Origin of the sequence: Aquimarina sp. Aq107, assembly GCF_943733665.1 — a bacterium.
Taxonomy (GTDB): Bacteria; Bacteroidota; Bacteroidia; order Flavobacteriales; family Flavobacteriaceae; genus Aquimarina.
The window spans coordinates 364,744-378,606 of record NZ_OX030782.1; the positions used below are offsets into that span (position 1 = coordinate 364,744).

A 13,863-nucleotide genomic window follows, 5' to 3' on the forward strand; every position below is an offset into this window, starting at 1 on the left:
ATGAATAAAGGTCAAAATAAAACAGACATTGCAATTATAGGGATGTCTTGTAAATTCCCAAAGTCTAATGATGCTAAGGAATTTTGGACTAATGTAAGTGAAGGTAATGAACTATTTGGATTTTATTCAGATGAAGAGTTATTGAAACATGGATATTCAGAAGATAAAATTTCGAAATCAAATTTTGTAAAGAGTAAGATAGAAATACCAGATGTAGAAAGTTTTGATTATCGTTTTTTTAATTATACTAAAGCCGAAGCGGAAATGATGGATCCGCAATCTAGGATATTACATGAGCAAGTATGGTTAGCTCTGGAAGACGCTTCGTGTGATATTTCTAATTATAAGAAAAAAATAGGTTTATTTTTGACAGCCTCTAATAATGAGTTATGGTTGGCTCATTCTAAAATAAATCCTAATGATAAAGTAAATCCTTTTTATATATCTCAATTAGCAGATAATAAATTTTCAAATACACTAATTTCATATAAATTAAACCTTAAAGGTCCTAGTTATTATATCAATACGGCTTGCTCAAGTTCACTTACAGCTGTTCATTTAGCATGTAGAAACTTACTCTTAAAAGAATGTTCCATGGCGGTCGCAGGAGGGGCAAAGATTGTTTCTAATGTGAATAAAGGATATACTTTTCAAGAGGGGATGATATTTTCAAAGGATGGATATTGTAAAGCATTTGATGAAGATTCATCAGGAACCATTTCAGGTGAAGGATCTGGAGTAGTTGTTTTAAAGAGGTTAGATGATGCAATCAATGATGGAGATCAAATATATGCAGTTATTAAAAGTTCTGCTGTTAATAATGATGGCGGAAATAAAGTAGGATATACAGCTCCGAGTATAGACGGTCAATCAAACTGCATAAAATTAGCACATAAAATAGCAAAAATAGATCCGAATACAATTACTTATGTAGAAGCTCATGGAACTGGAACAAAGTTAGGTGACCCTATAGAGATTGGAGCATTAAATAAAGCTTTTAATTATGATAAAAATCATAAATGTTATATTGGTTCAGTAAAAACAAATCTTGGACATTTAGACACTGCTGCAGGCATTACCGGATTAATAAAAACTGCCTTAGCCATTAATAACAAATTAATTCCTCCTTCTTTAAATTTTACAAGACCAAATCCTGAAATTAATTTTGAAGAAGGCCCTTTTCAAGTTGTTACAGAATTAAAGCAATGGCAGACTTCTGTAGAAAATCCAATTAGAGCAGGAGTGAGTAGTTTTGGAATAGGAGGAACCAATGCGCATGTGATTTTGGAAGAAGCACCGTTTAGAAAGACTACAAGTCGTTCTAGACCGTATCAGTTACTTACTTACTCGGCAAATACCTTTAATTCTTTAACCAATTATTCTAAAAGCTTAAGTAAGTTCCTAGAAAGTGAAAAAGAGATGAATTTAGCTGATGTGGCTTATTCTTTAAATACAGGTAGGAAATCATTTAAATATAGAAATTATATCGTCTCTGAAAACGATATGAAGGCATTACAAAACTCAAAGTTTTCTAATAATAGTGCAGGAAATGAATCTAGTGCATTAAAAAAGAATATAGTTTTTCTTTTCTCAGGCCAAGGCAGTCAATATTTTAAGATGGGAAAAGATCTGTATGAACAGGAAACATACTTCAAAAATTTAATGGATAATGGTTTCGATATCTTGAAAAGTATCACAAATTTAAATTTTAAAAAAATAATTGGATATACTGAAGAAGACGAGGTTGATGAGACGTTGATAAATGAAACACAATATACACAGCCACTGTTATTTTTAATTGAATATAGCATTGCAAAACTACTTTTACATTGGGGAGTTTCTCCAAAACATATGATTGGCCATAGTCTTGGAGAGTATGTTGTAGCTTGTATAAGTGGAGTTTTTTCTTTTGAGGATGGATTAGAACTTGTTGTAAGAAGAGGCGAGTTGATGAGTAAAACATCTGAAGGCGCAATGTTATATGTTGATTTATCGAGAGACAAAGTAGAAAGATTTTTGAATGAAGATCTTTCAATTGCAGCAATTAATACTCCAGATACTGTTGTTATATCCGGTAAAAAGAAAGCTATAGAAAATCTGATTTCTAGGCTAGAAAAAGAGGAAATAACTACTATTAAACTTAAAACTTCGCATGCCTTTCATTCTATTCTAATGGATGAAATTATCGAAGATTTTAAGAAAGTGTTAGAGGAAATTAGCTTTAACGAACCTAAAATGAGTTTCATATCCAATTTATATGGCAAAGAAATTTCGGATAATATTTCACCAGAATATTGGATAAATCATTTAAGAAATACAGTAAGGTTTTCAGATGGAATTAACTCTATTTCAGAAGCAGAGAATCTACTATTTGTTGAAATAGGACCAGGGAATACTTTATTAAATTTTTGTAAGAAAAACATAAAGTCAAGTGAAATTTTTCAGACAATTCGTCACCCTAAAGAAATGGTAGACGATAATCAAAAACTTACCATTTTTCTTGGAGAATTATATACTAAAGGGGTAGATCTTAATTGGGAAAATTATTACGAAAAAGAGGTTAGAAATAAAGTTTCAATTCCTAAGTATTGTTTTGATAAATATGTATTGGATGTTAAAGTAGATCCATTTGAAAATATATCAGACTTAAATATAAAGGATTCATTGAAGTCAATATCTGATTGGTTTTATGAACCGTCATGGAAAAGAAAAAATAGACTGAACAATGTTGGTTATAAGGAAAATGAAATATTTTTAATTTTTGAAGATTCTATAGGATACAGTAAGTTACTAGTTGAGAAATTTAGAAATAAGAATAATTTTTTCGTTATTAAAAAATCAAAAGAATTTTTAAGTCACGACAATAATCATTTTGAATTAGATACCGAAAATGAAAATCATTTAAAATTATTATTTAAAGAATTGTCCTTAGAAGACTCGAAAACTTTGAATGTAATTCAGATGAACTCACTTGGAAAGGAAGAGTACAAAGAAAGCTTATCTGAATTTAATACCACAGTAAGTATCGTTCAAAGTATTAAATCTTGCTATCAAAGAAATAAAATCAACCTGTATATTTTAACCAATAATGTTAACAATGTTATAGGAAATGAAGAGATTAATCTTAATAATTCAATCAATTCAGGAATACCAGTTATAATATCCCAAGAGAATAATAATATTAATTGTTGTTGTATAGATCTAGCTTTGGATGATAATAAAAGTGAAGTGATATCAAATGTTTTTAAAGAAATTAATTCAAATATCTCTGACAACTACATAGCTTATAGAAATAAATATAGATGGGTAAAAAGTTTTAATCCTGTAAAAATTGAAAAAACTAAAGAATCCACAAGAATTAGAGAAAAAGGAACTTATTTAATTACAGGTGGCTTAGGTAATTTAGGTTATTTACACGCTAAACATTTGTTAGAAAATTACAATGCTTCGGTAATTATTTTAGGAAGGAGTGAAATTGAAAATAATTTTGATAATAATAAGAAAGCATTAAGATTTGAAGAGTTAAGTCAAATAGGTAATGCAAAATACTATAATGTTGATTTAAAGGATCTGAGTTCTTTGCAAAAAATAGTAGATAATATTGAAGATACTATAGGGGAAATAAATGGTGTTTTTCATTTTGAAGGCACTATTTCGGGTAATTCTATAAAAGTTATGGATTTCTTAGATAAAGGAGACCTAGATGAGCAATTTGAAGCTAAAGTTTTGAGTACAATTACCTTGGGAAAAATATTTTATAATAAACAACTAGATTTTTGTTTATTATCTTCTTCATTGTCAACTATAATTGGAGGTAAGGAGTCGATTGCTTATGTAGCTGCTAACTCCTTTTTAGATTCATTTTGTAACTCAGAGGTCATTAAAAATTGTATAACCATTAATTATGATGGATTTAGTTTTAATAACCAATCCGGTAATAATGGTATTAATTCGGATAATGTAATTGATATTTTAAATAGAGTTCTGTCGTTAAACGATATTAATCAAATAATTGTTTCAACCAGGGATATAGACTACAGATTGTCTGAGTGGATTACTAATAATAAGGAAAATAACAGAGAAAATACTATAAATGATACTTTAGGAAAAAGCAAAATAGACGAAATCGATGTTGATCGATCACTTTTATCTTCTAATTATATTGAGCCTACTTCCCCAATTGAAATGAAACTGATTGATTTATTTCAAAACCTTTTCGATTTAAATAAGATAGGAATAGAAGATAATTTTTTGGAATTAGGAGGGAATTCTTTACTGGCGACTCAGCTAATTAATAAAATTAATAAGGAGTTGGAAATAGAGATATCAATTTCTGAAGTCCTAACCAATAACACCATTAAAGATTTAGCACTGTTAGTTGAAGAAAGACAATGGTTACAAGATGAAAGGGAGTTATCTAATGAAATCATATTATAATCTTCTTTGGTGTAATAGGATTAAACATAAATTCACAGATGAGAAATTTGCTTAAAGAATTACGAGAGCACAATATTTACGTTTCATTACAAGGGGAAGAACTTAAATTGAAATTTAATGGAGAAAAGCTTCCTGATGATTTAATTTCAAGAATTAAAGAGTATAAACAGGAAATAATAAAGTACTTAAAACAAGGGAGTCAACAAAATAATTCTAAGGAAAAAATTCCAAATACGCTTTTATCCGAAGAAGGTTATATGTTATCAAATTCACAAAATAGATTATGGATTTTGGATCAGGCAGAAGGAGGGTTACCGGCATATAATATTAGTAATCAAACTATTTTAGATGGTAATTATAATATTGATCTTTTTAAAGAAGCGATTTTTCTATTGCTAGATCGTCATGAAATACTAAGAACTGTTTTTAGAAAGAACAATGAGGGAGAACCGCGACAATTTGTATTATCCAGCGAGGAAATTAATTTTAAGATAGATTATGTAGATTTAAGAGGAGAAGAAGAGCAAAATGAAGCCATTATCAACTTTATAAAAAAAGATACGTACAGAGTGTTTTCTATTGAAAAAGGGCCTCTATTATCAGCAGCATTGATTCATTTGGAAAACGAAATATATATATTCCATTATAATATGCACCATATAATAAGTGATGGATGGTCTTTAAAAATACTTGCCAATGAGGTAATAAAAATATATAATAATTTGTGTTCTGATGAAATCGGAACTTTAAGACCATTAAGGATTCAATATAAAGATTTTGCTGCTTGGCAAAGTGCCAAAATTGAAAATGGGAATTATTCGGCGCATCAAAACTTTTGGAATAAACACCTTTCGGGGAAATTACCTCAATTGAATTTACCTTCAAATAAGCAAAGGCCTTCGATAAAGACCAATAAAGGAGAATTACTAGAAATGTATTTGCCTAGTAAAGTAGTTTCAGGCTTACATTCATTTGCCCAACAAAATAATGGCTCTTTATTTATTAGTATACTATCTATTTGGAATATTTTAATGCATAAATATAGTGGAGAAAAAGATATCATTATCGGAACTCCCGTGGCTGGACGTGAACATATAGATTTAGAAAATCAAATAGGCTTTTATGTAAATACACTCGCGCTAAGAAATAATGTAGATCCAGATAATACTTTTATTGAACATTACAATTATACGAAAGAGAGAGTTCTGTCAGCGCTCTCTTATCAGACATATCCTTTTGATCTCTTAGTTAACGAATTAAATATCCAAAGAGATCCAAGTAGAAATGTTGTGTTTGACATTATGTTGGCTTTACAGAATACAGAAAAAATATCTAAATCCGAAAATCATGAAATAACTCCAGGCGAAGTTTATTCTAAAGGCGAGTCTAGAACCAAATTCGACATGGGAATAACTTTTTTTGAAGTAGAATCTTTATTAAAGTTTCAGATCAATTTTAATACAGCTATTTATGACAAAGAAATGATTACCCAAATGATGCATCATTTTAAACTGTTGTCTGAAGCATGTATTACTTCCAATAAAGTAAAGATTCGTGATATTGATTTTTTATCAGAAAAAGAAAAACAAAAACAACTTTTTGATTTTAATTCTTTTAATCTAGGAGATAATGATGGAAAAACATTTCTTGAATATTTTAATGAAAAAGTCAAACGATTTCCGAAACATATAGCAATTCAAAAAGAAAATAGAAAAATAAGTTACAACCAATTAGATAGTGATTCAAATCAAATAGCAAATTTTTTGATTAAAAATGGAATTAGAAAGGGAGATTTTATACCATTCTCTCTAGCTGATAAAGTTGATGCAATTACAACGATGTTGGGGGTTATGAAAGTTGGAGCTGCTTATGTACCTATATATGATAGATTTATAAAAGGAGAGGTAAACACTATTCTTAATGATATAGAAGCAAAACTATTTATTACAGATTTATCCATTAAAGAAGAGAAAGGAAATATTGATGATGTTTCTTTAGTAAGTTATGAAGATATGCTCTCAGATTCTTTTGAATCTGAAATAACCGAGCCTATTAAAATAGATAAGGAAGATATTGTGTATGTTATCTATACATCGGGAACAACCGGTAAACCTAAAGGTGTATTGGTAACCCATGGTAATCTGAGTGATTATTTATTAGGATTGACACAAAAACTTAATATCGAAAAGAAAAGCCATTATGGTTTAATGTCAACTTTAGGTGCAGATTTAGGATATACATTTCTTTATGGAGCATTAGCAACAGCAGGTACATTACATGTATTTTCAGACGAAATGCTTAAGGACAGTCCTAAGTTAATCTCTTATTTTGAAAACAATGTCATTGATTATATTAAAATTGTTCCTGAACATTGGAACTCTATTCATAATGATGGGACACATCTTATCCCTCAAAAGGCTATTGTTTTTGGAGGAAGTGTGTTAAATATGAGGGTAATTGAAAATTTAAACAGAAGTAGAGCTAAAATAGATATTTATAATCATTATGGACCAACAGAAACCACAATTGGTAAATTAATGCATAAAGTAGATCTTTCGTACCGATATAACAGTGTATATATAGGGAAACCTTTTTCGAATACAAAAATATATGTTTTAGGGTCCAATTTAGAGTTGTTGCCTATTGGATGTGAAGGAGAATTATGCATTGGAGGTGATGGTGTATCTAAGGGATATTTGAATAGAAAGAATCTTACCGATGAAAAATATATATCAAATCCTTACTGTAAGAGTGAAAAGTTATATAGAACAGGTGATATTGTAAAGTGGAACTCAGATGGACAAATTGTTTTTCTTGGACGAAAAGATGATCAATTAAAAATTAGAGGTTATCGTGTTGAACCAGATGAAATTGTTAATAATTTAATCAGTTTTGAAGAAATAAAAGAAGCAATTGTTGTATTAAAAAATGAGAATTCAGAAGATTATTTATGTGCCTATTTGGTTATTAATTCTGATACAATTGATCTTCGTCAGGTGCGTGAAAAATTAGAAGATATTTTGCCTTTATATATGATTCCAAACTTTTTTATAGAAGTGGATAGTATACCTTTGACATCAAACGGGAAAATAAATAAAGATGCATTACCCTCACCTTTATCAAAAGGTGTTCTTCAACAAAAAGAATATATAGCGCCCAGAAATGAAATGGAAATTAAGTTGGTAGAGGTTTGGAAAGAACTTCTAGGAATTGAAAGAATTGGTATTAATGAAAACTTTTTTGAATTAGGAGGCCATAGTTTAAAATTAATAAAACTTGTAAATGCCTACCATAAAATTTTCAATGTAGAAATAAAATTAAAAGATTTATTCGTTTTTAAGACCATTGAAAAACATGCAGAATTAATAGAAGTTCAAAGCTTAATTAATAATCAAAATAATACATCAAAAAAAGATGAGGAAACGATATCTTTTTAAATAGAAGCCATCAAATTTTTGATTTTAGAAAATACTATAGCCTTAGCTATATAAGGTTAGTTTTTTAGAATATAGAGAAGATAAGGTTCACTATAAAATTTAAAAATGAACATTATGAATAGTGATATTTTAAATTTATTGAAAGAATTAAAAAAACTCGAAGCAAGATTATATGTTGAAAATGGAGTTTTAAAACTAGATATACAAAAAGAATTACTTACAGATACTCTAAAAAATGAAATTAAAGAAAATAAAGAAACCTTAATAGATTTATTAAGCGTTAAAAGAAATAATGAATATGAAGCTATAGAGAAATCAGAAAGAAAATTATCGTATCCGTTAAGTGAACAGCAAGAACAAATTTGGCTAGCTTGTCAAATGAAAAATGGATCGCGGGCATTTAATATGCCTACTTATATCGAATTTGGGAATGATTTTGAAATAAATAAATTTAAAAAAGCGATATATGAGGTTATTAAAAGATACGATATTCTTCGAACAATTTTTGTAAATGAAGATGGTATAGTAAGACAAAAAGTTATTTCCTATAAGGAGTTTAATTTTAAAATTTTAGAGAAAAACCTCGAAGTTGAGAATGATTATAATTTGGTAGAGAAACATATTATTGAAGATACATCAAAAGAATTTGATTTAACTCAATATCCTCTGTTTAAAATTCATTTACTAAAGTTATCTAATAATAAGTTTGTAGTATACTATAATCTTCATCATATAATATGTGATGGATGGTCATCAGAAATTTTGAGAAATGAAATTTTTAACTACTATAAATCAGATGATATTAGTAATGTGTATTCAGAATTGGATACTCAGTATTCAGATTATGCAGTATGGCAAAAAGGAAATAGAGATAAGTTGTATTTCAAAAATAAAGATTTTTGGAAATCAAAACTAGATAAAGGAATGGTTCCTTTAGATTTAAATTTTGCAAACCCCAGACCTAAAAGTAAGAAATATGAAGGTAGATCAGAGTCAGTTATTTTACCTAAAGAGTATTTATATAAATTAGAAAGTATAGGGAAGAAAGAGCATATAACACTTTACATGCATTTACTTGCTATTTCCTCTTTACTGCTTTATAAGTTTTCATATCAAAAAAACTTAGTAATTGGTACAGCAATGTCAGGTAGAACACATCCTGATTTAGAAAATCAATTAGGGTGTTTTGTGAGATCCGTTCCATTATTTTTTAATATTAACCAAGAATTAGACTATTCAAACTATATAAAAGAAACCCAAAAAACTGTTCTAGAGGCTAGGGATAATCAAGATTTTTCTTTTCATAAATTATTAAAAGAATTAAATTATAGAGTGGTTCCTTCAAGAGGGTTATTATTTGATGTAGTGGTTGTAATTGACCAAAATTTATCAGATGTGGCCAATAGTAAGAGTCAAGTAAATCCTTTAAGATTAGAAGTAAATAACAGTAAACATGATCTTACATTTTACTTTGGTTATTATGGTGATACAGTAAGTTTATCTGTCGTTTATAATACCATCTTATTTGAAGAAAAAGATATTAAATCTTTTGTGAATAGTTTTCTTGATTTGACAAGATCCGTCAGTGAAGATTCGACTATAAAAATAGAAACTCTAATGTCAAGTTTATCAGATGTTGAAGAAGATAAAGAATATAAGACTTTTCTGGATCTGGTAACAGACGAAATTAGCGATGATTTTTAAGTTTAATCGTTATTCAAATAAAGTGTTTTTTTGATACCATTTCAGTAAAAGTTAAGATGAAAATAGAACTCTTCATTAATGACTATCTACAGAAATCTATTAAAACGACCTCGTCTTAAACTGTAAATATTTAATACAGTTTTTAAAAACTCACTTAATTAAGAAAGTAACTTTTTTCCTGTTAACTCCATGTTATTTAGGTATGTCTATATAAGAATAGGCATGGTTTTAAAATGTATTGGGTGTAATACAGAATTTGGGTTATCAATTTTCTAATTACCATATAAATACAATAATAAGTTGAAAAAAAAGATTGGAATTATTTCCGGTATGGGAACAAGAGCTGGGTTGTATTTTGTCAATAAATTGATTGATCAAATACATGCGCCTAAGGATCAGGATTTTCCGGAGTTTATATTACATAACAATAGTAGTGTTCCAGATAGGACTTTAGCTATAGTATATGGAAAAGAATCTCCAGAAAGAGAACTGTTAAGGTCCATAAAGATGATGAACGAGTTACAAGTTGATTATATTGTTTTAACCTGTATAACCTCGTATCATTTTGTTAATATGTTGGATAAAGAGTTGCTTAAGAATATTTTAAATCCAGTAGAACTAACTATAAATGTATTATTACAAAAAGGCTACAGAAGAATTGGTCTTATGGCTACAACAGGGACAATAAAGTCGAAGCTTTTTCATAAACACTCTGAAGAAATAGATTTGATTACACTGAATGAAAAAGAACAGGAAGAACTTTTTATGAAGTCTATTTATATGGATGGTGGTTTAAAATCCTCCGAAATTAAGGAAGAAGCATATTATCTTTTCGAAAAAGCATTTGATACTCTTAAAGAGTATGAAGTAGATGTTATGGTAGGAGGATGCTCCGAAGTCCAGATCGGATATGAGAATATTACAACCAAAATCCCATACATTGATACAATGTCGGTACTAGTTGATGAAGTTATAAAAGTAATGAATCTAAAGAAAACTACTAATGAACAAGAAGCTGATACATTCCTTGTTTGAAGGTAAAGTTGAGCAGTATAAAACCAATGTGGCAATAGAATCTGCTTTAGGAAACTTTACATACGATCAATTAAATAATATTACCAATAAGATAGCTTTTTTATTACGTAATTATAGTAACAAGCAAGATTGTGTTGCAACATATTTCAATCAGGAGCTATTCTATATATTTTCAATAATAGGGGTTTTTAAATCGGGAGGAATATATGTTCCTATTGATAAAAAATATAAGAGAAATCATTGGAGAGAATTATTTGAAACTGTTCAACCTCAGGTTATTTTAACTAGTAAGGAACATATAACAGATATTGAAACTTTTAGTGAGATTTTTAATTATAAAGTTCCTAACATTATCTTATTTGACTGGAAAGAGAATTCATTAGATTTCTGGTATTATAAGAAGGAAGAAGAAAAAAAGATAGATGTAGCCGCTTTTAATAAAAATATAACCTTACCAGAGATGACAGGAGAAGAGGCTAATTATATCTTTTTTACTTCTGGTTCTACGGGATCACCAAAGATGGTATTAGGAAAGCATAAAAGCTTAAGTCATTTTATACATTGGGAGTCAGAAACTTTTAAAGTTACTGAAAAAGATAGAGTAGGTCAATTCACATCATTTTCTTTTGACGCATCATTAAGAGATGTATTTCTACCCCTTGCTAATGGAGGAACTATATGTATACCTCCTCAAGAGATAAGAGCAAACATTGTAAAATTGTGTCAATGGATGAGGAAAAGTAAAATTACATTAATTCATACTGTCCCAACTTTCTTTCGATTACTTCTTTCCGAGGATAATACTACAGAAGAGTTCCATTTAAGGCATGTATTTCTGGCCGGTGAAAAATTGTATAAAAGAGATGTAATCAACTGGCAAAACAAATACGGTAATAAAACGAAAATAACTAACTTTTATGGAGCTACAGAATCTACATTGATTAAAACTTTTTACACGGTAAAAGAAAAGATAACAGGAGATTTTTCTGACCTTTTATCTGTTGGCAAACCAATCTCTAAAACAGTAATTCTTATCCTAAATTCTAATAACAAATTGTGTCGTATAGGAGAGAAAGGAGAGATATTTATAAAAACACCATTTCTATCCAAAGGATATTTTAAGAACCCTATAGAAACTTCAAAGCGTTTTATTCAAAACCCATTATCTTCTACTCCAGATATAATATATAAAACAGGAGATTTTGGACAATACGATAAGGATAGAAATATTATAGTATTAGGGAGAAAAGATGCTATCGTAAAGCTTAATGGAGTAAGAATTGATCTTAATTCTATAGAACAAGTAATTTTATCCATAGAAGAAATTGCAGATGTTAAATGTATATTACACGACAGAGGTGAAGATTCTAATTTGGTTTGTTTTTATAAAGCAAATGTAAATTTGGACAAAGCTGTACAGGTACATTGTTCTGAGTTTTTATCTTTTTATGAAGTTCCATCCTTATACATCCATCTTGAAGATTTTCCAACTAATGCAAATGGGAAAGTTGATATTCAAGTACTAAAAAACAAGATCAAAGAACAAAGAACACAAAAAGTAAAAAGAACCAATTGGAGCAAAATACAGGAAGATATAGTAAACATTTGGCAATCGATCTTGAAAATAGATACCATAAGTATAGAAGACAATTTTTTTCTTATTGGTGGACAAAGTATTAATGCAATACAATTAATAGCGGCTTATCAGAAATTTTTCGAAGTAGAACTAAACTTAAATGACATTTTTGAGAACCCTGTTTTAGAATCACATGAATACTTGATATTAAAGTCAAAGAAAAAGGACTATATAGAAATCAAAAAAAATGAGATAGTAGATAAAATTCCATTGTCATTTTCTCAAAAAAGTATTTGGACTGCTTGTCAATTATTTGGTTCAGAAACCTATAATATGCCTAGTTATATAAAGTTGCCTTCTGATATTGATCAAGAGCTTTTTGAGAAAGCCGTTTATAAAACCATTGAACGACATGAAATTTTAAGGACTGTTTTTAAACAACATGGAGAAGAAACATATCAATCAGTGATATCTAATGAAGACTTTAATTTCAAAATAAAATATACAGATTTTTCTGAGAAATTAGATGCCGAAGAAAATGCAATGGTATATGTGAACAATGACTCTTACATACCATTTGATTTAGAAAAGGGGCCTCTAATAAGGGCAACGGTAATAAAAATAGATCAAAACTATTCACTTTTTTATTACAATATGCATCATTTAATATCAGATGCAGAATCTATTAAACTTTTGTCTTCGGATATAATGAGTTTTTACAATCTTCTTAATGGCACAAGGGTAGAGGCTATTCCTGAACTCAGAATTCAATACAAGGATTATGCAATTTGGCAAAATGAGACTATAAAAAATTATAACGATCAAGAAAAGTACTGGTTATCAATTTATAAAAATAATATACCCAAACTTACATTATCAATAGCTAAAAGTAATCATTTAGAAAAATACAAGGGAAAAATGCTTTATTCCCAAATTAACGAGGTGCTTTTTGATAAAATATCAGCATTTAACCAAGCGAATAGTCTTACCTTCTATATTCAATTTTATACTGCCTTAAGTATTTTGATATATAAATATTCGCATGAAAAAGACATCATTATAGGTAGTCCTTTTAGCAGTAGATCTCACTGGGATCTAAAAGAGCAAATAGGATTACACCTTAATACACTTGCTATAAGAAGTAAAATTGATAAAAAACAATCTTTAATTCAGTATTTTGAAGATGTCAAGAAAAATGTACTTCGTGCTCAAGAAAATAAAGATTATCCTTTTGACTTATTAGTTCAAAATGTTAACACCAATAAGGGAAGCTTAACTAATCCTATTTTTAAAGTATTTCTCGTTGTAAATCATATAGATGTAGAAAGTAAATTAGAACTTGAACAAGAAGATCCAATAGTAGAAACAAAAACTAAGTTCGATATCTCTTTCCGATTTACGGTTTTAAAAAACAAAGTAAATTATTCATTAATCTTTAATAATTCAATTTTTGAAGAATCTGATATCGTAGACTTTAATAAAGATTTTTTGAAATTATTAGAGTATATAATTGATAATCCTCAAACTACCATTGCTGAGTCTGAAAATATCCTAAAAACTGAAATTGATCAGGAAGAACATGACTCTTTTAAAGAACAATTTGAAACTCATTTTTCTGAGGATTTTTAACCTTATCCAGAATAATATAATTCCCTTAGATGATCACTTAGGATG

5 protein-coding genes are annotated in these 13,863 nt (G+C 28.7%); all 5 read left to right on the plus strand.

Features of this window, described 5'->3' with window-relative positions:
- The 5 genes from NMK29_RS01445 (at nt 1) to NMK29_RS01465 (ending at nt 13,818) form a co-directional block, all read left to right on the plus strand.
- Complete coding sequence (locus tag NMK29_RS01445; RefSeq protein WP_108802862.1) at nt 1–4,437, plus strand: type I polyketide synthase; 4,437 nt, start codon at nt 1–3, stop codon at nt 4,435–4,437.
- Nucleotides 4,438–4,475: 38 nt separating this feature from the next.
- Nucleotides 4,476–7,874, plus strand: a complete 3,399-nt coding sequence (locus tag NMK29_RS01450; protein WP_108802863.1) for a non-ribosomal peptide synthetase — start codon at nt 4,476–4,478, stop codon at nt 7,872–7,874.
- Between the two features lie 114 nt (nt 7,875–7,988).
- Nucleotides 7,989–9,578, plus strand: a complete 1,590-nt coding sequence (locus NMK29_RS01455) for a condensation domain-containing protein (protein ID WP_159092175.1) — start codon at nt 7,989–7,991, stop codon at nt 9,576–9,578.
- A gap of 300 nt (nt 9,579–9,878) precedes the next feature.
- Nucleotides 9,879–10,613 carry an aspartate/glutamate racemase family protein gene (locus tag NMK29_RS01460; RefSeq protein ID WP_108802865.1) on the plus strand — a complete coding sequence of 245 codons (735 nt, stop codon included), beginning with the start codon at nt 9,879–9,881 and terminating at the stop codon, nt 10,611–10,613.
- Nucleotides 10,582–13,818, plus strand: coding sequence for a non-ribosomal peptide synthetase (locus NMK29_RS01465; protein ID WP_108802866.1), 3,237 nt, complete (start codon nt 10,582–10,584; stop codon nt 13,816–13,818). The genes NMK29_RS01460 and NMK29_RS01465 overlap by 32 nt, the downstream gene beginning before the upstream one ends.
- Nucleotides 13,819–13,863 lie beyond the last annotated feature (45 nt).

Excerpts from the sequence above, each read along its gene's own strand:
- NMK29_RS01445 (WP_108802862.1), top strand. The coding sequence starts at position 1 with ATGAATAAAGGTCAAAATAAAACAGACATTGCAATTATAGGGATGTCT.
- NMK29_RS01450 (WP_108802863.1), top strand. The coding sequence starts at position 4,476 with ATGAGAAATTTGCTTAAAGAATTACGAGAGCACAATATTTACGTTTCA.
- NMK29_RS01455 (WP_159092175.1), top strand. The coding sequence starts at position 7,989 with ATGAATAGTGATATTTTAAATTTATTGAAAGAATTAAAAAAACTCGAA.
- NMK29_RS01465 (WP_108802866.1), top strand. The coding sequence starts at position 10,582 with ATGAACAAGAAGCTGATACATTCCTTGTTTGAAGGTAAAGTTGAGCAG.